Origin of the sequence: Pseudomonas sp. KBN12P06040, assembly GCF_037574965.1 — a bacterium.
In the GTDB taxonomy this organism is placed as follows: domain Bacteria; phylum Pseudomonadota; class Gammaproteobacteria; order Pseudomonadales; family Pseudomonadaceae; genus Pseudomonas; species Pseudomonas aeruginosa.
The window spans coordinates 5,188,788-5,210,558 of record NZ_JBBELS010000001.1; the positions used below are offsets into that span (position 1 = coordinate 5,188,788).

The 21,771-nt window shown below is 60.7% G+C and carries 27 protein-coding genes and 1 pseudogene; 26 read left to right on the top strand and 2 right to left on the bottom strand.

The window, feature by feature from the left end; genetic code table 11:
• The first annotated feature begins 1 nt into the window (after position 1).
• The 6 genes and pseudogenes from VQ067_RS24440 to dnaB all read left to right on the top strand — a co-directional run bounded on the left by VQ067_RS24440 (position 2) and on the right by dnaB (position 3,667).
• Positions 2-739, top strand: coding sequence for a hypothetical protein (locus VQ067_RS24440; protein WP_003111784.1), 738 nt, complete (start codon positions 2-4; stop codon positions 737-739).
• Positions 736-1,233, top strand: coding sequence for a hypothetical protein (locus VQ067_RS24445; protein WP_003111783.1), 498 nt, complete (start codon positions 736-738; stop codon positions 1,231-1,233). The genes VQ067_RS24440 and VQ067_RS24445 overlap by 4 nt, the downstream gene beginning before the upstream one ends.
• Positions 1,234-1,238: 5 nt before the next feature.
• Positions 1,239-1,940: a DUF2786 domain-containing protein gene (locus VQ067_RS24450; protein WP_023443554.1), complete on the top strand. Its 702-nt coding sequence runs from the start codon at positions 1,239-1,241 to the stop codon at positions 1,938-1,940.
• A 5-nt stretch (positions 1,941-1,945) separates the two neighbouring features.
• Positions 1,946-2,119: pseudogene (locus tag VQ067_RS24455) on the top strand (HNH endonuclease signature motif containing protein); the annotation flags it as partial.
• Entirely contained in the window at positions 2,103-2,327 is a 225-nt protein-coding gene (locus tag VQ067_RS24460; protein ID WP_003111780.1) for a hypothetical protein, read from the top strand. The pseudogene VQ067_RS24455 and the gene VQ067_RS24460, both read left to right, overlap by 17 nt.
• Positions 2,324-3,667 (top strand): replicative DNA helicase, encoded by a 1,344-nt coding sequence (gene dnaB, locus VQ067_RS24465; protein WP_010792218.1) that lies wholly within the window; start codon positions 2,324-2,326, stop codon positions 3,665-3,667. Before VQ067_RS24460 ends, dnaB begins: the two co-directional genes overlap by 4 nt.
• A 438-nt stretch (positions 3,668-4,105) precedes the next feature.
• Here the strand turns inward: dnaB and VQ067_RS24470 are convergent, their stop codons facing one another.
• Together VQ067_RS24470 and VQ067_RS24475 are read right to left on the bottom strand one after the other, a co-directional pair.
• The gene (locus VQ067_RS24470) at positions 4,106-4,552 is read right to left on the bottom strand and encodes a hypothetical protein (protein ID WP_021263367.1); all 447 of its coding nucleotides are present in this window, start codon (positions 4,550-4,552) and stop codon (positions 4,106-4,108) included.
• A 936-nt stretch (positions 4,553-5,488) separates the two neighbouring features.
• Positions 5,489-5,926 (bottom strand): hypothetical protein, encoded by a 438-nt coding sequence (locus VQ067_RS24475; RefSeq protein ID WP_010792221.1) that lies wholly within the window; start codon positions 5,924-5,926, stop codon positions 5,489-5,491.
• Positions 5,927-6,103: 177 nt separating this feature from the next.
• Here VQ067_RS24475 and VQ067_RS24480 point away from each other — a divergent pair, with 177 nt between their 5' ends.
• The 20 genes from VQ067_RS24480 (at position 6,104) to VQ067_RS24575 (ending at position 21,550) form a co-directional block, all read left to right on the top strand.
• Positions 6,104-6,289, top strand: coding sequence for a hypothetical protein (locus VQ067_RS24480; RefSeq protein ID WP_010792222.1), 186 nt, complete (start codon positions 6,104-6,106; stop codon positions 6,287-6,289).
• Entirely contained in the window at positions 6,279-6,806 is a 528-nt protein-coding gene (locus VQ067_RS24485; RefSeq protein WP_003120967.1) for a hypothetical protein, read from the top strand. Before VQ067_RS24480 ends, VQ067_RS24485 begins: the two co-directional genes overlap by 11 nt.
• Positions 6,803-7,060 carry a hypothetical protein gene (locus tag VQ067_RS24490; protein WP_004352848.1) on the top strand — a complete coding sequence of 86 codons (258 nt, stop codon included), beginning with the start codon at positions 6,803-6,805 and terminating at the stop codon, positions 7,058-7,060. The genes VQ067_RS24485 and VQ067_RS24490 overlap by 4 nt, the downstream gene beginning before the upstream one ends.
• Positions 7,053-7,292, top strand: coding sequence for a hypothetical protein (locus tag VQ067_RS24495; RefSeq protein WP_010792223.1), 240 nt, complete (start codon positions 7,053-7,055; stop codon positions 7,290-7,292). The genes VQ067_RS24490 and VQ067_RS24495 overlap by 8 nt, the downstream gene beginning before the upstream one ends.
• Positions 7,285-7,518 (top strand): hypothetical protein, encoded by a 234-nt coding sequence (locus VQ067_RS24500; protein ID WP_003103841.1) that lies wholly within the window; start codon positions 7,285-7,287, stop codon positions 7,516-7,518. The genes VQ067_RS24495 and VQ067_RS24500 overlap by 8 nt, the downstream gene beginning before the upstream one ends.
• The gene (gene yejK, locus VQ067_RS24505; protein ID WP_012076845.1) at positions 7,518-8,540 is read left to right on the top strand and encodes a nucleoid-associated protein YejK; all 1,023 of its coding nucleotides are present in this window, start codon (positions 7,518-7,520) and stop codon (positions 8,538-8,540) included. Before VQ067_RS24500 ends, yejK begins: the two co-directional genes overlap by 1 nt.
• On the top strand, positions 8,537-9,427 hold the full coding sequence (locus tag VQ067_RS24510; RefSeq protein WP_012076846.1) for a DNA adenine methylase: 891 nt from the start codon (positions 8,537-8,539) through the stop codon (positions 9,425-9,427). Before yejK ends, VQ067_RS24510 begins: the two co-directional genes overlap by 4 nt.
• A gap of 20 nt (positions 9,428-9,447) precedes the next feature.
• On the top strand, positions 9,448-9,717 hold the full coding sequence (gene tprA, locus VQ067_RS24515; protein WP_340080933.1) for an ICE element conjugation transcription factor TprA: 270 nt from the start codon (positions 9,448-9,450) through the stop codon (positions 9,715-9,717).
• Positions 9,714-11,447, top strand: coding sequence for a ParB family protein (locus VQ067_RS24520; protein WP_031637209.1), 1,734 nt, complete (start codon positions 9,714-9,716; stop codon positions 11,445-11,447). The genes tprA and VQ067_RS24520 overlap by 4 nt, the downstream gene beginning before the upstream one ends.
• A gap of 27 nt (positions 11,448-11,474) precedes the next feature.
• Positions 11,475-12,230, top strand: coding sequence for a DUF2857 domain-containing protein (locus VQ067_RS24525; RefSeq protein ID WP_012076849.1), 756 nt, complete (start codon positions 11,475-11,477; stop codon positions 12,228-12,230).
• Between the two features lie 2 nt (positions 12,231-12,232).
• Positions 12,233-13,558, top strand: coding sequence for an STY4528 family pathogenicity island replication protein (locus VQ067_RS24530; RefSeq protein WP_031637207.1), 1,326 nt, complete (start codon positions 12,233-12,235; stop codon positions 13,556-13,558).
• Entirely contained in the window at positions 13,555-15,129 is a 1,575-nt protein-coding gene (locus tag VQ067_RS24535; RefSeq protein ID WP_340080934.1) for a hypothetical protein, read from the top strand. The genes VQ067_RS24530 and VQ067_RS24535 overlap by 4 nt, the downstream gene beginning before the upstream one ends.
• A 265-nt stretch (positions 15,130-15,394) precedes the next feature.
• Positions 15,395-16,123 (top strand): PFL_4669 family integrating conjugative element protein, encoded by a 729-nt coding sequence (locus VQ067_RS24540; RefSeq protein WP_034014909.1) that lies wholly within the window; start codon positions 15,395-15,397, stop codon positions 16,121-16,123.
• A 5-nt stretch (positions 16,124-16,128) separates the two neighbouring features.
• Positions 16,129-16,677: a DUF3158 family protein gene (locus tag VQ067_RS24545; protein ID WP_016851606.1), complete on the top strand. Its 549-nt coding sequence runs from the start codon at positions 16,129-16,131 to the stop codon at positions 16,675-16,677.
• A 47-nt stretch (positions 16,678-16,724) separates the two neighbouring features.
• On the top strand, positions 16,725-17,555 hold the full coding sequence (locus VQ067_RS24550; RefSeq protein WP_012076855.1) for a Rha family transcriptional regulator: 831 nt from the start codon (positions 16,725-16,727) through the stop codon (positions 17,553-17,555).
• Between the two features lie 29 nt (positions 17,556-17,584).
• Positions 17,585-18,043, top strand: coding sequence for a single-stranded DNA-binding protein (locus tag VQ067_RS24555; protein ID WP_016851607.1), 459 nt, complete (start codon positions 17,585-17,587; stop codon positions 18,041-18,043).
• A gap of 105 nt (positions 18,044-18,148) precedes the next feature.
• Positions 18,149-18,343, top strand: a complete 195-nt coding sequence (locus VQ067_RS24560; protein ID WP_016851608.1) for a hypothetical protein — start codon at positions 18,149-18,151, stop codon at positions 18,341-18,343.
• A 214-nt stretch (positions 18,344-18,557) separates the two neighbouring features.
• Positions 18,558-18,755, top strand: coding sequence for an ICE-associated protein CrpP (gene crpP / locus VQ067_RS24565; protein WP_071533909.1), 198 nt, complete (start codon positions 18,558-18,560; stop codon positions 18,753-18,755).
• Between the two features lie 115 nt (positions 18,756-18,870).
• Positions 18,871-20,790, top strand: coding sequence for a type I DNA topoisomerase (topA, locus tag VQ067_RS24570; RefSeq protein ID WP_340080935.1), 1,920 nt, complete (start codon positions 18,871-18,873; stop codon positions 20,788-20,790).
• A 13-nt stretch (positions 20,791-20,803) separates the two neighbouring features.
• Positions 20,804-21,550: a hypothetical protein gene (locus VQ067_RS24575; protein ID WP_223677422.1), complete on the top strand. Its 747-nt coding sequence runs from the start codon at positions 20,804-20,806 to the stop codon at positions 21,548-21,550.
• Positions 21,551-21,771: the final 221 nt, after the last annotated feature.

The following is a 21,771-nucleotide window of genomic DNA, read 5'->3' on the forward strand; positions in this document are numbered from 1 at the left end:
CATGGCGAAGCCTCCTATCACCCAAGCCCGCGACGTCGACGCGGAACTTGTGCTGCAACTGAACAAGTTCGGCAGCGCCGCCGACCTTCGGAGCCAACAGGCCAAGTTGACCGGCGCTGCGCGAGAAATACGCAAGCTGACTGGTGGCGGTACCGACCTGTTCGGGAAGCTGGGTTGCTACTTGAGCTTCGAGCAAAAGCAGCTCCTACAAGACGCTGCGCGCTTGCTCGACTCGGTGAACCAGCAGGTCGAGCATGCGAAGGAAAAGCGTGATCGCGACGAGAAACAGGCCAAGAAGCGGCGTGAGCTGCGCGGGCGCCTGGCCAAGCAACTGGTCGACTCGAACTACCCGCTTCCGGGAAATACGCTCGAAGAGCGGCTGGAAATCCTGCAGATCGCGTTGATCTACAACCGGGCCAAGGTGTTCGATCCCCTGTACTCCACGCACCAGCTCCACTCAAAACTCAAACGCTGGCTGGAGCGTCCCAAGCAGCTCATCGGGTGGCACAGTGAAGCCGAGTATTTCGCTAGTCAGGTGGGGAGCCTGCGATGTGACTTCATTAGCCATCTGACTCACGAAATCGCCTACGACGATGGCAGTGAAGTCGAGGAGCGCCTGCGCGTCATCAAGCAGAAGGTCGCTGACTGCACCGCACAGATCGCTCTGACCAGCGAGGAGCAGGAAACCCTTCAGCTCTGGACAGACGCTCTGCAATCGGCTCCGGAGGGCCTCATATGAACCTCCAGAACCGCAACAACCTCATCCTGAGCCTGATCGCCGAGACCCAGTTCGACGCCTACGTGCAAGGCTACATGGCCAAAGCAGGCGCTGCCGCCGGTGCTTCCGACAATCTGCTGGTCGAGGCTGAAGGTGCTGCGATGCTGCAGGGCCTTGTCGCTCCGGTTCGCGCTCAGCAGCGTGCCTGTGGACAGCCCCTGCAGAACGCCCTGCTCCAAATCGCCCACGACCTACTGTTGCAGACGAAGTCGCAACTGGCCATCGCGGCCAATGCCAGCTCGATCCACGTGATCCAGCGGGACATGAACAGGGCTATCTGGAATATCGCGACTGCCATCGATCACCTGGCCGAGTTCGCCCAACCCTCCCAGGACACCGTGAAGGTCATCGAGCGGCTGATGCTCTTCGTCGGCAGCTCGCCTAGCCCGGAAGGCCAGCAACTGGCCGCAGAGGCAAGTGCAGTGCTTGGCATGAGCGAGGGGGGGCTGGCATGAAGCCAATGGACAAGCAAAAAGTCCTCGCCAAGGTCGAGAAGCTGATGGCCCTGGCGAATGCCAAGGGGGCCACGCCGAACGAGGCGGAAACCGCATTGCGCCAGGCCGCGATCCTGAAGCGCCAGTTCGACCTCAGCGAAGCGGAGATCTCGGCCCACACGGTGGAAACCGCGTGCGTTCCCACTCGAACCAGGCGCTCTCCTGCCCAATGGCTGCATGAGCTGGCCGGGATCTGCGCCAGTTCCTTCGGCTGCGACTACCTGGCGGCATACGCGATGCCAGCGGGCTGGACGTTCAAGTTCATGGGCCGAGGGATCGGCCCTGAGCTAGCCGCTCACGCCTACTCTACGCTCCACCACCAACTGGTGGCGGCGCGCTCGGCTCATGTCGCTCAACAGAAGCGCTGCAAGCTGTCGACCAAGCGCCGTCGCAGCAAGCTCTTCGTCGAAGGCTGGCTTCTCGCAGTGCGTTCGCTGGTACGTGACTTTGCCGGCAGGCCGGACGAGTCGACTCAAGCAGCCATCAAGGCCTACCTCGAACTACACCATCCGGAGCTGAAACTCCTGGAGCCGGCAGCGCCGACGAAGCCCCTGGCCTATGACCAGGCTTCGCTGCACGCAGGCTGGGAGCACGGCAAAAACACTCGCCTGCACCGCGGCGTCAGCCGGCGAGTTCAGGGCGCGCTCGAGCAGGGAGGTTCCCGATGACTCGCAAGGACAACAACAAGCAGAACGTCGTCATCGACAACCTGGAGCTCATCACCCGGGCCGAACGCATGCGCCGCAACTCCATCCATCGCTATCCACCTGAGCTGAAGAGCGCAATCCGCGTCATCAGCAAGCTCAAGCGCACCATTCAGGAGGTCGAGCATGAAAAACAAGATTGAGGATCTGCGTAATCACCTCTTTGCCACCATCGAAGGGCTGCTGGACGAAGACAAGCCCCTGGATATCGAACGCGCGAAAGCGGTGGCTCATGTGGGTTCGGTGATCATCGAGTCCGCCAAGGTGGAGGTGAAAGCGCTGGAGATCATCGGCGCCCCGGGCAGCAGCGGAAGCACATTCCTGCAGATCGGCCAGGAGGACTCGAAGTGAGCGCGCTGGAGCTTACTCCTCCTCACTCAGTCGAGGCAGAGCAAGCGGTACTCGGTGGCCTGATGCTGGACAACGCGGCATGGGACATTGTCGGCGATCACCTGCATAAAGAGGACTTCTTCCGGCATGAACATCGGCTGATCTTCACCGCCATCAGCGAGTTGGCCGCGAAGGACGCCCCGTTTGACGTCGTGACGGTGTCGGAAGCGATCGAAGACCTTCCAGAAGCCGGCGGGCTGGCCTACCTCGGCCAGCTCGCTGACAACACGCCCTCCGTGGCCAATATCGAGGCTTACGCGCAGATCGTTCGCGATCGGGCGCACCTGCGGCAGTTGATGTCTCTCGGGCACCACTGCACCAGAACCGCCTCGAACCACCAGGCGAATCCCTGTGAGGTTCAGGAGGAGATCGAGCAGAAGCTGTTCGCCCTCGGCCAAGATCAGCACAAGTCCGACTTTGTCGATATCAACAAGGGCCTCGCGAAGATCGTCGACACCATCGATTACCGCTTCAACAACAACGTGACGGTAACGGGGGTCCCGACAGGCCTGAAGGATCTCGACGAGCTCTCCGGCGGACTACAGAAGTCGGATCTCATCATCGTCGGTGCCCGTCCCTCGATGGGCAAAACGTCGTTTGCCCTCAACTTGATCGACGCCGCGCTACAGAGCGACCAACAGAAGTCTGTCCAGGTTTACAGCATGGAAATGCCAGCAGAGCAGCTGCTGTTCAGGCTTGCTGCCCTGCTCGGCCACCTGGACCTTGGCAAGCTGATGAAGGGCCAACTGCAAGAAGAGGATTGGCCCAGGCTGACCGTCGCGATCCAGCGCATAAACGACTATGGCAGCCGACTGGTCATCAACGACCAGGGCAACCTGACGCCGACAGAGCTGCGCGCCAAGGTTCGCCGTGCAGCCAGGAAGTACGGCCACCCCGTACTGATCCTGGTCGACTACCTGCAGCTGATGCGCTGCCCAGGCCTGGAAAACCGAGCCACCGAGATCTCGGAAATCTCCCGCTCGCTGAAAGCACTGGCCAAGGAAATGGATTGCCCCGTCGTGGCCCTGTCCCAGCTCAATCGCAGCCTGGAGAACCGGCCGAACAAGCGACCGAACAACGCAGACCTGCGTGAGAGCGGCGCAATCGAGCAGGACGCGGACGTGATCATGTTCGTGTACCGCGACGAGGTCTACCACCCCAACACCGAGGCCAAGGGCATTGCCGAAATCATCATCGGCAAGTACCGCAACGGCCCGATCGGCACCGTCCGCGCCGCCTTCATCGCCAACCAGACCCGCTTCGCCGACCTTGCACCAACTTGGCAGGGAGCTCTTGCATGAGCCCCTTCATTGAACTTCCGATCTCTCGCCGGCGGGAGCCGGCAAGGAGTCTAGTCATGCGTGACCAGCAGCCCGCTAACAATCTCCTTTCGATAGCGAGCGCCGAATGGATACAAGCCTTGCAGAACTTCTGCCACCACGGACGAGTGTATGACGGGTCCGCCGCCAATGCCTGGCTATTGGATGCCTGCCTACTTGTTCCCAGCGCTGCCCTCATCCACGGTGTCATCGAGTACATTCTTAACAGCCGTGAGGACATACCATACGGAGGGCTACGCCCAAGCTGGGTGGCTCAGCGGCTCGAGCAGGAGGGATTGATTAGTCACCGGTGCGGGGCAGTCTTGCACTGGCAGGAGCACGGCTATCGCTTTTCCACGGTGGTCAGGATCGACCCCGAACAGATTTGGCCCGATAAGCGCTCGAGACCCGAAGCATTCGTTACCGGACCACTAGATAGCCAGGAGCTTGGGGTAATTGAAATCCTGGCGCATCCGAACGCCAGACGTCGTAGTCCGTCCCCGGTGCGCCTGGCAGCACTGGTTCGATCTTCGCTAGCCATACCTGCTGAGCCTCTTCATCCCATTGCAAATCCGCCAGTTCTTCATGCAGTGCTAGCCACCTATCCCGAATTGGCATCTCCCGAATGGTTTCCAGTGGCCAGGAGTAGCAACGCATGAGCGCATACTCAATGGCATCCATGCCCCATAGCCTCCAGCCTTTGTCACGTGCCAGTGAGTTACCAAGGGTACACAGCACAAAGACTTGGCTTATCCATTGCGCTCTGGCCATCGTCATAGGCAATCCGTCCCCCTTTTGTGAGTCAGGAACGCATGCCTGGATCTGGATAAGCATCTCGTCGTATCCAAAGCGGTATTCGTTCTTCATGCCGGACCTCCTGTGGTCTGGGTGGGTTTGTTTGGCGACGCCAACCTTACCACCGGATGCGTCCGGCTCCCTTTCGCGCCTGTGGCCACAGGCTGCACGACGCCCTGCCGTCCCTGCCCTCCCCTCCGATCTCTCGCCGGCGGGAGCCGGCAAGGAGTCTAGTCATGCGTGACCAGCAACCTGCTACCAATCCTCCCCAGCCTTGCGCCCAGAGTCCAAGTCCAGACTGGCTCCAAGACCTGTCCCATGCACTGATCGAGTCACTCATGGCCGAGCCCAGTGGTTTTCATGGCGAAGCACAGGCAGAGGCCTTCCTGCGAGCTCATTTGGCACGGCTCCCCCACTACGAACGACTGGGGCTGTCGAAGGCTAATCTCGTTCCCCTGATGCAAGATATCTTCAGGCAACTGCAGCACACCTTTTCTTTCCTGGGTATCGATGCGACCTGGCTCAGGCAGCGCCAGCTCGAGCGACAAGTCGCTCAGACGAATGCTTACTCTGTCTTGAAGGCACTGCAAAGCGCCGTCGCACAGTTGCGGACCCACGAAGGGCCGAGCCCCGTACTCTGGTTAACGGGGCTCGACCGGACGACCCGGCCGTTCGTTCGGGCTTCGGCATTAGAGGGAGCCCTACGCCAAGCACTTACCGACAAAGGCTGGACGACCTCGCAGATCGAGGACGCCTGGCCAAGCGCAGGCCTGCAACCTTACCTACAGGCCCTTGGCCTGTGCCGGCAGACGCTCGCCTTCGCGCTTGACGACCCCAGCCAAGCCCTGGACCTGCCAACCCAGCGTGCAGCCATCCTGGCCGCTCATGACGAACTCATCATTGAGCTGAGGGGGCGGCCTCTCTGGGAGAGCTGGAACAGTCCGCCAGCAGACTACGAATGGGGTGAGAGAGCGACCGTTCCAATGACCTCTAGCTCGTCCACGGATACTACTGGGCAAACGCTTCCCGCCACACCTCGAGGTCGTCCTTCCTACTATCTATGGGAACTGGTCCCCACACCTGTCTCTCATCGCGCCACACCCGACGCGCCTCTTCCGGGACATGAAGCGGCTCCAGCTCATCGCAAATGGCTAGCCATTTATGAGCAGGAGACAGCGCCTGCACCTGCGGCGGCGTCCAGGAGTAGCGTCTTATGAGCGCGAAATCGATCGCGACGACCTCACCCAGGGGCCAACTGTACTTCTCTGCAAGTGCAGTGCCCAAGACGTTGAGCAAATACTGCTGCTGGAGCACCACTACATCTTCAGTGGCCAGCGGCTGGTCCTTTTCCAAACCATTGTCCTTCCTATATCGCTCGATTAGGCGGGTGAGTATGCGCTCGTACGCCTTTACACCCTGCGACATCCCCTCTTTGCCTGCGTTCATGCCGGACCTCCTGTGGTCTGTGTGGTTTTGGTTCGCACCGCCGACCTTACCACCGGATGCGTCCGGCTCCCTTTTAGCAGCGACCGTCACGCCTTCAGCGCTACCGGTCCTGCAACCTCATTTTTCATCTCATCTTCAACTGCCAGTTGCTGGCCCACGCCGGCAAGGAGCCCATGCATGAACACTTCCCAGCACCTGGTCACCCACCAGTGCATGAATTGTGGCCGGCACCACCCACACCACTTGGTGCGCCAGGTTCTCCCCGCCGAGAACACCCCAGAAGGAGAAGCCGAGGTGTTGGTCTGCCCCTGCTGCGGGAGCTACGACGTCCATCAGTTGGAGGCTGTCTTTGATGAACACTGAAGCCCGCTTTCCGAGTATCCACGCCTCGGCCGCGTTCACCGACTCGGCAGTGGTTCATGCCAATCACGTTGGGGTCAACCCCATCGAGCTGGACGCCCTCAGCCAAGTGATCTCGCGCCTTTCGCGGGACGAGAGCACGGTCGCACCCAGTTCGATGGAGCGAGAGCTTCGTGAGCTGGAGGAACTGGGGTACATCGAAATCTCGACCACCCAGGCCGGGACTCTGGTGGTCACTACGCGCGCTCCGGGGCAATTGCTTTCGGCTTACTTCTGGTCGGTATGGATCCCGCGACACCTGTTCAGTTGCTCGCTGAAAGTGAGCCTGGTGCCGTACCTCTGCTGCGGCACTCAGGACTCCCAGCACCTCACCGCCGTGTTCCGCATTGCAGGCAGCAAGGACGCCGCGCGCGAGTTCCTGCATCAGTTGGCCAACAACTATCCCGGGCATGAGCCGGAGTTGCCCGAACTGGTGGCCGTTCAGGTCGGTGATGCACTCAGCAAGGAGGCCGAATCATGAAGGCGTCCCAGACCTATCAGTGCATCGTCAAGTTCGATGGCGCCGGCTTCTGGACCAATACCATTCAGAAGCAGCGTGCGACCTGCACCTGGAGCGACAAGGTTGCAGCCTCCCGCCTTGCCGAACGGCTGTTCGGCGAGGACAACGCCTACATCACCCGTATGCCGGCACAGGCAGGCGACCACGAAAAGCGCATCGAGAGCCGCTGGGAACTGTCCTGTAGAAATCCCAAGGAGGTAGCGCACGATGCCTGACGTCACCGCTTACCGGCCGGCTGAGGACGAGCTCGCTCAACTGCGCACAGAGGTCCGCATGCTGCGTTCCGCGCATGACGACCTGGCCTGCAGCCGACAGAGCGATCGTCGCAGCCTTCAGGCACTGGTGAGGCGCCTCCTGGATGCCGCCGCCACCGACAGCCTTCCCCGCTCCCTGGCAGAGATGGAGACCTGGCTGCAGCTCAACAGCGAGGAGACCACGAATGCGTAGTTTCCTTCGCGGCGCCCGGGAAAGCGTTCGCCGGCTGGTGGCCTTCGCTCAAGCAGAAGGCTGGAGCGTCGACCGCTCCGCAGGCGGCCACTTGAAGCTCAGCAAGATCGGCTGCGCCTCGATCTTCATTTCTTCCACGCCAAGCGACGCACGCGGCGAGCTCAATGCCCGCGCCCTGCTCCGTCGAGCCGACAGGCAGCGTTCCCTGAACCAGGAGTCTTTCTGATGCCTATCAAACACGCCATCGTCCACCTGATCGAGAAGAAGCCCGACGGCACCCCGGCCATGCTCCACGCACGCGACGCCGAGCTGGGCGACTCCCAGGCCATCGAGAACCTGCTGGCCGACCTCAACGAAAGCTACAACGCCAAGAACAAGGCCTGGGGCTTCTTCCAGGGCGAGTCCGGGGCCTACCCGTTCAGCGGCTGGCTCGGCGATTACCTGGAGGGCGACCGCGACTTCGTCGGCTTCAGCCGCGAAGCGGTCGAGCACCTGCAGAAGCTGATGGAGGAGTCCAATCTCTCCACCGGCGGCCACATCCTGTTCGCCCACTATCAGCAAGGCATGACCGATTACCTGGCGATCGCCCTGCTGCACCACAGCGAAGGTGTGGCGGTGAACGAGTCGCTGGAGGTCACCCCGTCGCGCCACCTGGACCTCGCCCAGTTGCACCTGGCCGCGCGGATCAATATTTCCGAATGGCGCAACAACAAGCAGTCGAAGCAGTACATCTCGTTCATCAAGGGCAAGGGCGGGAAGAAGGTCTCCGACTATTTCCGCGACTTCATCGGCTGCCAGGAAGGGGTGGATTCGCCGAGCGAGACGCGCACCCTGCTGAAAGCCTTCAGCGATTTCGTGGAAAGCGAGGACATGGCCGAGGAACAGGCCCGCGAGAAGACCGAGACGCTGGTCGACTACGCCACCTCGCAGGCGCGCATCGGCGAGCCGATGACCCTCGACGCGCTCTCGGAACTGATGGACGACCAGCAACCGCGGGCGTTCTACGACTACATCCGTAACAAGGACTACGGCCTGTCGCCGGAAATCCCGGCGGACAAGCGCACCCTCAACCAGTTCCGCCGCTTCACCGGCCGCGCCGAGGGCCTGTCGATCAGCTTCGAGGCGCACCTGCTGGGCTCCAGGATCGAGTACGACGAGGAGCGCGACACGCTGCGGATCAGCAGTCTCCCCACTCAGCTTCGCGACCAGCTCAAGCGCCGCAAGGCGGAGCAGGAGAGCACGTCATGAAAGGGGTTCGTCGCCCAATCCTGCGCTACCACGGAGGCAAGTGGAAACTTGCTCCCTGGATCATCCAGCACCTGGCGCCACATCACACTTACGTCGAGCCCTTCGGCGGCGCAGCCTCCGTCCTGCTCCGGAAAGCCCGCAGCTACGCCGAGATCTATAACGACCTCGACGGGGACGTGGTGAACCTGTTCCGCGTCGCGCGGGATCACGGTGAGGAACTGCGCCAGGCCCTGGCGCTTACCCCGTTTGCCCGGGAAGAGTTCGAAGCCAGCTACGTCGAAACAACCGATCCGCTCGAGCGCGCGCGGCGGATGGTTATCCGAAGCTTGCAAGGTTTCGGTACCGCAGCTGCGTCCGGCGAACGTACAGGGTTCCGCTCAACCTCGACCAGATCCGGTACCGGACCTGCACTGGACTGGCGCAACTACCCCGACACGCTGACCGCGATAACAGAACGCCTGCAGGGCGTGGTGATCGAGAACCGCGACGCCCTCGCGCTGATGGAGTATCACGACCGGCCGAATACGCTGCACTACGTGGACCCGCCCTACGTCCACTCGACCCGCAGCACGAAGGTGCGCCACAACGCCACCGGCAAGTCGTACCGGTACGAAATGGACGACAACCAGCACAAGGAGCTGGCGGCACTCCTCAAACGGCTGCGCGGCATGGTGGTGCTCTCCGGATATCCCTGCCCCCTCTACGACGAGCTCTACATCACCTGGCACAGAGTCGACCGCCACGCCTATGCAGACGGCTCCAGAGAGCGAATCGAATGCCTCTGGCTCAACAGCGCAGCGCTTGAGGGGTTGGCACAACTGGACTTCTTCCAGGCCAGTAATGCGTCTCCATCGCCCTCATTCCAGACCACGGCCGCTCATTACTGAGCGATCTGCAGGAGAACAACATGAAGAACGTTACTTCGATCAGCCGCAAACACGCAGAAGACAAGTTTGTTGTACGCATGCCGCAAGGGCTCCGCGATCAGCTCAAGCAAAAGGCCGCGCATAACCACCGCTCGGCCAACAGCGAGATCGTCTACCGACTGGAGCGCAGCAACGCGCTCGAGGAAGAACTCGCGCGAGCAAACCGAATGGTCGACGAGCTCCTCGCCAAAAATCAGCGCCTGCAGGCAGAGCTGGCGGCGGCGAACGCGCCTCAGGTGGCGGAGGCATGAGTATGGCCAAGATCAACCCGCAAGATCTGAAAGACCGGCTACTTGCCCCTGGTTTTACCGCGCCGCCCAAGGTTCTGGAGCAGCTGTCGGACCCAGTCAGCGACACGCCCATGGTCCTGACGCTCGACCAGGTCCTCCCCTGGCACGATAACCCCCGGACCACTCGAAACCCGAAATACGATGAGTTGAAAGAATCGATCCGGCATCGAGGCCTCGATACGCCGCCACCAGTGACTCGACGCCCTGGGGAAGACAAATACCGCATTCGCAACGGCGGAAACACTCGCCTGGAAATTCTCAACGAGCTCTACAAAGAGACCGGCGACGAGCGTTACTTCCGCTTCAACTGCCTATTCCGCCCCTGGGATCAGCAGCGCGGCGAAATCATCGCGCTCACCGGTCACCTGGCCGAAAACGATTTGAAGGGCGACCTCAAGTTCATCGAGCGGGCCGTCGGCATTCAGAAAGCGAAAGCCTGGTATGAGGAGGAGAAAGGAGAACCGGTCGGCATCCGCGAGCTATCTCGGAAGCTCACCGATGACGGCTATCCTGTTTCACCCTCACACATCAGCAAGATGTTGGATGCCGTTGAGATACTGCTGCCAGCCATCCCTGTGATGCTGTATTCGGGACTCGGCAAACCTCAAATCGAAAAACTCCTGTCACTCAGAAAGTCAGCCTCTTCCTGCTGGACACGTCTATACGCCGGCGAAGGCATCGACTTCGAGATGCTGTTCCAGGACACCCTGGCAATCTTCGACAGTAGCCCTGACGAATTCATATTCGACCGATTCCAGGACGAACTCATCGACCAGATGAAGCGTCCCTTGGGCCTGCGTTATGACCAGATCCTGCTCGAGATCACCAACGGGCAGCAGGAACAACGCCGCAGCACTCTGGTCGACCTGCCCACACCTGCCGGGCCACCTGAAATTCCACCAGTTGGGCAGGAAAACCCTGCTGCGTCGTCTACTGGGCAAGCACAAATACAGAGCCCCGCTACCGGCCTCCAAACGTCCAAGACCAAGAGCCCCCCGGGTACATCTACCCTGCCAGCTCCGCCGCCACCAGTCCAACAACAGCAACTGACCGACGAGGAGCGTGCAGCGGTCTTGGCAGGCCATATCGTGAGCCCGGTATCGACCAGGATCCAGCAGACTCGCCAACGGCTTGCCGGCCTTGAGGGTGAACATCTACCTGTCTTCGATGAAACAGCCCTGCAGGCAATCCCAGTGCAAGTCGGCGGTCTGCACCCGATCACCGACCTCTGGTACATCGAGCGGTCGATCGATACCCCCGAGATCTTGCGACAGCACATCGCTGACCTGGCTGAAGAGATCGCTCTGCACGTCGGCGCCCCAGGCGAGATCGTCAGGATTCAGGGCGGTGTGGGTTACACGTATCGCGAGCCCAATGAAGACCGTGAGATTACTGATTCAGCGCTGCACCTCATGACGTTGCTTCAAGCGCTCAGCGGCCAGGTCCAAGTCGTTCTGAACACTCACGATCAACAGACCTGCCGCGATGCACTGGGTGAATTCCAGTTCTCAGCTGGCCTAGCTCAGTTGCTGCTGGGCCAACCCACCACAAGCGATCAGCCATCCAGCCAGGCAGGCCGTCTCAATGACGAAGCCCTGGTGAAACTGTTCCGGATCATTCGTCTTGCCCGACGCCTGGTTGACCTTGAGCTGCCGCCGACCGCCTTCGAGCAAGCAGCTACCGACCAGTGATTTCGCACGATTTGGGGAGAGATCGACATGTCGAAGTCGTTGATCAATGAAGCGGTCCTGACGCAGGTGCTCAACCACCTGCGCAACGGCCAGCTCAGGCGTTGTGCCGAGATGGGGCTGCGGCCGGAGATTCTGGCTCAGCTCCAACAGCCTGCTGTCATGAGCATCCTGACCAATACCCCGGTTTCCTGGGTAGACGTCAGAGTGAACATCGACGTCATGGAGAAGATCCTGGCCACAGCCGAGCGCAGCGCGCAGGAAGACCTGCAGATCGAACGCGCACTGAAGCTGGGAGCCACCACAACGATGATCCAGAGCTTTTTCGGTCTGTCGCCGGAGGACACCGCCACCAAGCGCTTGATGCTGGAGATCCACCCGCGCCGCGGTCGCTGGCGGCAGCTCGATGAACAGATCGAGCGCCAGATTTGGTTCCGCTGGGAGCACCTGATGCATGAAAACCAGGTCCGCCTCGAGGACAGCATGGAGTTGCTGGACATCGCGATGATCCTCACCGAGGAAATCAACGCCGGAATCGAACAAGACAGTCCAGAATTCATCAGCCTCGCCATTGTGTGGTCTCTCATCCAGAGCTGGTTGAAAGACAACCTCTATCAACCAAACAGGAAAGGACAGGCCAAGCCCACCACCCTTTACCTGGCCAGCGTCAGCGCTCACCTCCCCTCGCCTGCGGCTCACCCGCCACAGAGTCCCGCCCTGGAGATTGAGCCTGCGCAGCAGCAACTCCTCAACCTGGTTCAGTCGGAAGGCGATACGACACCATGACAATGAGGCTGTCGCGCTTTCCCATTTCGACCTTGCTGGACTCGGCCTCGGGACATCTCGAGGACCACTTGTTTAAGAAGCGGCTCGCTGCCGAAAGCGGCGAACCGCTGGCTCAACAATATTCCGGTATCATTTTCAGCGGCAACCCGCATGAAACCGTTCCTCGGCGCCTGCTGCTGGATAAACGCCTCACCCCGCTGGAGCGGAACTGCTGGCAAGTGTTCCGCCTGCTCATCAACGACGACGGGCTGACCGCGTTCCCGACATACGAGCAACTACGCCCCTACCTCGGTATGCAGCCGGGCAAGATCGCCTCGCGCGAAACCATCGCCAAGGCACTCACGGTCCTTCGTCTGACCCGCTGGCTCAGCCTCGGCCGACGCCTACGCAACGACCTCAACGGGCAAGTACAGGGCAACGTCTACATCCTCCACGACGAACCGGTATCCCCGGCAGAGGCCCTGGAGCTGGACGCCGACTACATGCAGTTGCTGAGCCAGTCCACCGGCCACAGCAACCGAGCCATACGCGAAATCGGCCAGATCACCTGGCGGGAATTCAGGGATGACCCGGACGTGGGTCGCCGCCTCCCAACCCATCTGGAGAAGCTCGAGGGACGATTGAACCACCAGCAATGGGCTATCGATAGTCAGCTCGAAGCGGATCCAGCGGCAGAGTTCGGCATCCGAACTCTGCCCGATCTACCTCATTCAACCCCGAGTTCGGATGCCGAACTCAGTGAAATCAGCAACAAGCAATGCGCTTTACCGCTGAGTTCGGATGCCGAACTCAGACAGAATCCGCCGAGTACGCCCTTGGTTCGGATGCCGAACTCATATAGTACGTATACATACAAACAAGATTCTGTATATAAAAAGCCAGTACAACCGCGAACACGCGAGGAAGCACATCCGAACTGGCAGGGCCTCTTGCACGCACTGGAGGCCGAGCAACGGATCCAAGCCGTAAGCGCGCTCCGACGGGTGTCCGAGGATCTTCGGCTACCCATCATCGAGCAGTGGCAGCACCGATGTGCCGGCGGAACCGTCGGCAATCCGTTCGGCTACCTCATGACGCTCATCCAGCGTGCAGTCCAGGGCAAGTTCAACGCTTCTTGGACTCCGGAAGAACCGGCTGAGCGAACCATCCCCGCAACGGAACGCCCCATTCGTGCTCCGGCACCATCAAGCCCCATAGCGCCTACACAGCCTCAGGTCCAGCCCAGGGGGGATACCCGGACAGGGAGCGAGGTCCTCAGCCGGCTCAAGGACCTCATTCGGCCCAGGCACGGATCGAGCGTGCCATCCGAGCGGGGTGATGAGCCATGAGAAAGTCTCGGTCGGGCGTCGTGTTTTTTAGTGTTGCGGCCCGCATCACTCTGCCAAGGAACGACCTCGGCGCCGACGGCGAGCTGGGTGTTTCCACTGGAAACACTCTGCCAAGGATCGACCTCGGCGCCGGCGGCGAGTTGGGTGGTTCCACTGGAACCACTTCACCAGGAACTGACTTCGGCGCCGACGGCAAGCTGGGTGATGCCACTGGAAACACTCTGCCAAGGATCGACCTCGGCGCCGACGGCGAGCTGGGTGTTTCCACTGGAAACACTCTGCCAAGGATCGACCTCGGCGCCGGCGGCGAGTTGGGTGGTTCCACTGGAACCACTTCACCAGGAACTGACTTCGGCGCCGACGGCAAGCTGGGTGATGCCACTGGAAACACTCTGCCAAGGATCGACCTCGGCGCCGACGGCGAGCTGGGTGTTTCCACTGGAAACACTCTGCCAAGGATCGACCTCGGCGCCGGCGGCGAGTTGGGTGGTTCCACTGGAACCACTTCACCAGGAACTGACTTCGGCGCCGACGGCAAGCTGGGTGATGCCACTGGAAACACTCTGCCAAGGATCGACCTCGGCGCCGACGGCGAGCTGGGTGTTTCCACTGGAAACACTCTGCCAAGGATCGACCTCGGCGCCGGCGGCGAGTTGGGTGGTTCCACTGGAACCACTTCACCAGGAACTGACTTCGGCGCCGACGGCAAGCTGGGTGATGCCACTGGAAACACTCTGCCAAGGATCGACCTCGGCGCCGACGGCGAGCTGGGTGTTTCCACTGGAAACACTCTGCCAAGGATCGACCTCGGCGCCGGCGGCGAGTTGGGTGGTTCCACTGGAACCACTTCACCAGGAACTGACTTCGGCGCCGACGGCAAGCTGGGTGATGCCACTGGAAACACTCTGCCAAGGATCGACCTCGGCGCCGACGGCGAGCTGGGTGTTTCCACTGGAAACACTCTGCCAAGGATCGACCTCGGCGCCGGCGGCGAGTTGGGTGGTTCCACTGGAACCACTTCACCAGGAACTGACTTCGGCGCCGACGGCAAGCTGGGTGATGCCACTGGAAACACTCTGCCAAGGATCGACCTCGGCGCCGACGGCGAGCTGGGTGTTTCCACTGGAAACACTCTGCCAAGGATCGACCTCGGCGCCGGCGGCGAGTTGGGTGGTTCCACTGGAACCACTTCACCAGGAACTGACTTCGGCGCCGACGGCAAGCTGGGTGATGCCACTGGAAACACTCTGCCAAGGATCGACCTCGGCGCCGACGGCGAGCTGGGTGTTTCCACTGGAAACACTCTGCCAAGGATCGACCTCGGCGCCGGCGGCGAGTTGGGTGATTCGGCCCGAAACACTCTGCCAGGTCCTGGCCTCGGCGCCGCCGGCGAACTGGGTGTTGCCACTGGCAACAGTCCGCTAGGACCTGGCCTCGGCGCCGAGGGCTATCAACCTCTCCCACTCAATAGGAACCGAAAAGATGTGCGACTCAATCGTGTATGCCCCTATGGACGAACTCGAATTCGAGCGGCTGCTAGGGCTGGCAACCCTATTCAACGACAACGATGAATGGCCTATCGACTTTACGGAGCTGCAGGAACTGAGCGAGCTGCTCGGCAAGCTCAAAAGTTGCGTCGACGTAGCGATAGACAACACACCTGAGGCGGCCAAGAGCTGAAGGAGGCCAACCTCCATGAGCCGCAGGCGGGATGATGATGAACCCGCACTGCCAGCGGAAATACCCCAGCGGCGAACCATGTATTTCCTACTGCGCGCTCCTACCCCGATCAGCACGATGTGGCCGAACCCCTTCCCTATATAGGAACCCTGCACCATGGCTGAAACCCATCGGCTTCAGATCGGCTCTCTCCGCAGCGATGTCGCCCTGACGCTTCACACCTATCACGCCGCCCGCATCTGGACAGGCCGGCAGAAGTCGGATGCCAAGCACAGCATCCTCGGCCTCTCCGGCTTCTGCGCCTACGTGAATCGCATGCACCGCGGGGCAGCACAGGACGATCCGTACTCCGACTGGTGGCTGGTTCAGATCGAAGAGAAAGTCGAGAGCTGCCAAGCCGCGCTCAAGGCCATCGACCAGCGCCTGGATGACGTAATGGCCAAGCTGCCAGCGACCCTCGATATCTCCGAGAACTTGTCCGTCACACCGGTCAAGGTCCCGTTGTTCATCTCCAACCCTCTCGGCTTCAAGGCGGTCTATCTCCTGACCAACTACGACGAACTCGCCCGCCGAATCCTGCTGGCCCAGCACGTCGGACTGGTCGGTCGCCGCGACATGGAGGTCTGGCTCGACGAAGGTGCGTCGGTGCTGCGCAGCCTCTTTGGTCTGGCTCAGAGCTACCAGTTCACGGGCGCCACTCGCGACGACTTCGCCGCGAACAACGCTCGCGCCGAAGCCGCGCGGAAGATGTACGAGAAGTTCGGCGAGATCCCGCAGGACATCCTGGAGGGTACCCGACGCTCGAACTTCGCTCCGCCGATCACTCGGGGCCGCTCTGACGGTGATGCCGATGATGACGCTGACCGTGTCGAGCTCGAGGACTGATCGGAATGCGGCAGCTCGATAAGGACCAGCAAGGCGCTCTGCAACAAAGTGCCTTCCGCCCACTGCAACAAACTGCCTTCCAGGCGCTGCAACACAGTGCCTCACTAAAAGGCCTTTTAAAGCCTTTTAAAGGTAAGGGGGAGCTGGCCCAGTTGGCGGAGCAATGCGAAGTCCTGGAGCAGGGATTGCTTGAGCTTGCCCAGGGACTGCTGGCCCAGGTTCGTCGCCCGCCCTTCACTCTTCTGCCCACCCGACTCATCGAGCAGCGCACATCCGCACGCACCACCTTTCTTCGCTGGCAGCACATTGCAACCCGGCGGATGGGCGTCGGGGTGTGGGCGGAAATGCTGCGCCAGGACAAGACCCCGGAATACCTGCTGCAAGACCTCTACGAGATGGAGCTGCAGCGCATCACCCTCAACATGCAGATCAGCCTGATCCACTCCATCGGCAAGCAGGCCGCCGAGTGTGCGGAAAAGATGGGCCAGGCCGAGGCCGAGTTCATGGGCCGACTGCAGCAGAGTCAGACCCGCCCTGGTTCCGTGGGCATGTAGCTGTACCGCTCTACCTTCGACGAAACGATCACCAACGGAGAGACAACATGAGCAACATCAGCAGCAAGACCGTTTCCAACACCAAAGCCCAGCCCTCCACCGAGGTCAGCGTCGAGATCATCGGCGGCAAGCCCACCACGACCAGCCTCGACGTCGCCAAGCATTTTCGGAAGAGGCACGACAACGTGTTACGGGATATCAAAAACTTGGAATGTCCCGAGGATTTTGCACTCCTCAATTTTGAGGAGTGTTCCCGCACGGGAGCGAACAACAGGCCAGAGCCATACGTGCGCATGACTCGCGACGGCTTCACCCTTCTCTGCATGGGGTTCACTGGCAAGGAAGCTATGCACTGGAAGGTCGCTTACATCAACGCCTTCAACAAGATGGAACAGGCGATCATCGAGCAACCCGAGATCCTCAGCCACAACCACCTGCTCCAGTTCGCTATCAAGACCCTCGACCTGATGCGCGACCACACCCTCGGCGAGCCGGCCCGACCCAGGACAGAACAGGTCGTATGCAACTACCTGGCCGTCGAGTCCTTGGACGCGGCGAATCCCGAGCAGATCAAGCAGGCCCTGAACTTCCTCCAGGGGCAGATCATCGGTGAAGGTGTGGCCGCCAAGTCCTTGCCCAGCGTGGCCGGCTCCTCCATCGCCAAGGACCTGCTCTACGGCTTGCTGCGCTCCGCTCATGACGCGGAGCTGCTGTTCAACTCCCTTTACGACAGCGGCGTCGAAAAGCTGGCCAGCGAAGTGTTCAAGGAGCACATGGCCAACACCTTGGCTGCAACGTCTCGGCAAACCCGTGAACTGCTCGGGTACGTGGCCAGCCGCGCCACTCGCTCCCCCTTCAAACCACGCTCCACCCACTAACCCCCGACTCAACCGACTGGAGATTCATCATGGCTACCCCCGTCTTCTGGGAAGGCAACATCGGCTCGGCGCCGGAGCACCGCAGCTTCCCCAACGGCAACAATCCCCCGCGGCAGTTGCTGCGTCTCAACGTGATGTTCGACAACTCGATTCCCGATGGCCAGGGTGGCTACAAGGATCGCGGCGGCTTCTGGTGCAGCGTCGAGTGGTGGCATCAGGATGCCCAGCGTTTCGCCGAACTGTTCGCGAAAGGTATGCGCGTCAAGGTCGAAGGCCGGGCGATCATGGACCGCTGGCCGGACAAAGAGTCTGGCGAAGAAGTACAGGCGCTGAAGGTCGAAGCCTCGCGCATTTCCATCCTTCCGCATCGCCTGGCCGAGGTCACCCTGTTGCCGTCGACCAATGGCCAGGCGACCCAGCATCAGCAGACTCGGCAAGTCTCGCAGCAGGACTACGACAGCGCCTTCGACGACGACATCCCCATGTAGCAGGCGGCTTAATTTTTGTCCGCCCATTCGTGAAGCTGCGGGTGGCAAGCACTACTCGTCGCCGCCCGCAGCCTCTACAAAGACTCGCCCGACAGGAAATCCACCATGAACAGGAAAGATGACCAAGCAGGTTCACATTGCCCATTTCGGGATCGCGATGAGCCGTTGACCAGGCAGCCCCTCAGCGCCGGCGAGATTTCAGTTCTGGAGTGCATGGCGCTTATGGAGGAAGAAGATCGCGCGGCCTTCATCCGAATGGCTCAGGGCATTGCCGAAGCGACGGTGAAACGCCGGTCTTAATTTTCCGCGCCCACTCGTGAAGTTGCAGGTGGCTAGAACCATTCTTCGCCGCCCGCAGCCTCGACAAGCATGCCAGCGACTGGAGCAACCGCAATGAACAGCTTTGCCGGCAAAATGCTGTTAAACCAGCATCCTTAATTTTGGCCGCCCGTTCGCGAAGTCTCTGGTGGCAAGAACTTCCGATTCGGAAATCTCGACCAGTACGAGGTGCAGTGTGTCAAAGAAAGCGACCCATACCGACAAGCTGGACAGGCGACATTACAACGATCCCCACCGGACTGTACGGGCTCTTGGCGCTGAGGCCGCGCGGAAAGGGCTACGGGTGTTCGACTGCCCTTACAGTCATCCTGCGATGCGGGCGTCCTGGTTGAAAGGGTTTGCCCAGGAGCAGCAACAACAGCTCGACTTCTGATCGATCCCGCTCTACAGCACCTCCCGAAAACTGCAACAACGCACCGTTCATTTCTCATTGTTGGCCCGCTCTCTGACCGCGACAGTTCGACCGACTGTTCCGAGAGATTCCGCCGATGCACCTCGTAATCATTGAAGCCCCGGGCAAGCTGAAAAAGCTGCGGTCCCTTCTCCCCTCCATTCGTCCCGACGTGACCTGGCAGGTCGAAGCGACTGCCGGTCATATCAGAGACCTACCCGTTCACGGCCAGGATCCGCAGATGCTCACCGTCGGCGTAGGCCAGGATTTCAAACCCCACTACCAGATCCTTTCGGGCAAGGAAAAGACCGTCGCACGGCTGAAGGAGCTGCGGCAGAAAGCCGTGGAAGTCTACGTCGCATCCGACCCGGATCGGGAAGGCGAAAGCATCGGCTGGCACATCCTCCAGGCTGCCGGGATCAAGAACTACAAGCGCGTTGCCTTCAAGGAAATCACCAAGTCGTGCATCAGCGCCGAGCTCAGCTCACCACGCCGTCTGGACCTCCCGAAGGTCGCCTCGCAGGAATGCCGTCGCGTCATCGATCGCCTGGTGGGGTATCTGGTCACGCCAGAGCTGCGGCGTGTGATGGGTAGGCCAACCACCGCCGGGCGCGTGCAGTCCGTCGCGGTGTACCTGGTGGTCCTGCGAGAGCGGGAGATCCGCGCCTTCACAGCAATCAAGCACTTCGGGGTGGAACTGACCTTCGTTTCGCCCAGCGACGGCCGTACCTGGACGGCGGAATGGGATCCAGTGCCCGTGTTTGCCAGCAAGGAGTTCCCGTATGTCCAGGATCGTCAACTCGCAGAACTGGTGGGGGCTATACGCAATGTCATCGTCGAGACCTGCATTGATGGCGAAGAAACCGATACGCCTCCGGCACCGTTCATCTCCTCCTCGCTCCAGATGGCCGCCGGGAATGCGCTGAAGTGGTCACCCGACAAGACGATGAAGGTCGCCCAGCGGCTGTATGAACAGGGGCTCATCACCTACCACCGGACGGACAACCCCAATATTTCGAAGGACTCGATGCCGGATATCCGTGCTGTCGCCAAAGCCTTGGGGCTGAAGTGTGTAGAGCAACAGCGGATGTTCAAAGCGGACCAAGACGCCCAGGAAGGGCACCCCGCCATCACCCCTACCGACTGGATGGCCGCTTCCGCCGGTGAAACTGCTGATGAGCAGGCGCTGTACCAGCTCATTCGAGTCCGTGCGCTTGCCAGCCAGATCGAAGCTGCCGTGTACGCAGTGAGAACCATCACCCTCCTGGGCGTCGGCCCCGACAAAAAGCCGCTGCGCTTCGGCGCCAAAGGGAAGCTGTTGAACGTGCCTGGCTGGAGAAAACTGCTGCAGGGCGATGACGCCGAGGAGCAGAAGAACGAAACGCCTTCAAACCCCATCCCGGCGCTGGAGCCAGGCCAGATACTCAAGGTCTACAGCGGCGAGGTCCTGGAGAAGAAAACCACCCCTCCCAAGCGATTCACCGACGCCAGTCTGGTGGGCGAGATGAAGCGCCGCGGGATTGGTCGGCCATCATCCTACGCCTCTATCGTGAAGAACATCATCGACAAGGGCCAGGTGCAGATGAAGGGGCGAAGCCTGATCCCCGGCGAGCTGGGAGAGGCCACCATCGCGCTCCTGGAGCACAACTTCAGCTTCCTCAGCCTCGACTTCACCCGCAACCTCGAGGTCGCCTTGGACCGGATCGCCAACAGCGAGGATACCTACATGAACGTGGTCCAGCAGTTCTACCAGCTACTACAGACAGAGCTGCAGACACTCCGCGCGCTCCCCAGCGCACAGGACGAACCACGCGCAAGCTCCACCGCCAGTATCTCCTCGGCGCCGACCAGCGACTTCCTTTGCGGCAAGTGCGGTCTGCCGCTGGTCCACCGCAAGAAAGCCGGCAAGGGCGGCTTCGACTTCTGGGGTTGCAGCGGCTTTCGCACCACAGGGTGCAAGGTCAGCTACCCCACCAAGAACGGCCAACCTGACTTCGACAACCCGCGCGGGCTATAGGTAATACATGAACATGCAAACCAGCATCGACAGGAACCTCAATTTCGACTTTGTGCGCAGGCAAGTCGAGCAACCGCCAGCTTGGGCCTCTGAGGTCCTGCTGTCATGGGAGGAAGCCTACCCCCAGGAAAAGCACGCCTTCCTTCAAAGCCACTACTGGACCGAGACGGGATCGATCAATGTGTTCCGCGTCGTGGGTACGGACCACTGGGATTACCAAGGAAAGTCCTGGCTCGACTTCCTCACTGGCGGCAAGCGAATGCAGCGAAACCTGCAGGCCTTGCTGGACAACCCGAGCTACTACCTGCAGCCAACGGAGCGCAGGCCCGCGATCCACTACAACACGCTCGATGGCTTGAGCTTCTATGTCGGATCCGACGGCAACCACCGCACCTGTATTGCCCGATTCTTCCTGGCCGAACAGCAGAAAAGCCAGCTTCACGACGTGACGCTCAACCACTACCAGGTCAACGACAGCTTCTACCGCCTGTACGGGCAACTTCGGCAACTGCTCCTGCTACAGGGGCTACCTGTGCAAATCCATCCGGAGCGTGTGCAGTTGGGCCGGGAAGATACTGCTGGCTGGAAGATGGATACCTACCAGACCACATTGAACTGGTTGAACCTCAAGACCCAGGAGGAAATATCTCTGAACGAAGCCCAGACACGGGAGCAACTCATCGACCTCATGCGGGGAAAACCATCTGAAGAGCAATCGCGAGGCTGGAAGACAAAGCTGAAATGGCTCATTTCAGGCTGAGCTCGCAGTCAGACTTGCATCGCTATTCGGGCCAGCTACGCTCTGCCATACACGCTGTATATCCCCGGCGTGTTCCCCGCCCCCGACACCCTGTTCCCGCACACAGGCCTGTCGGGGGCTCTTTTTGAGCTCAGTGGCCATGAAGGTCATGATGTTCATCGTCACCTGACTCTCAGAGTCCACTTGGTGTTCCTGGTCTCGTAATCCAAGGAAATACAGGC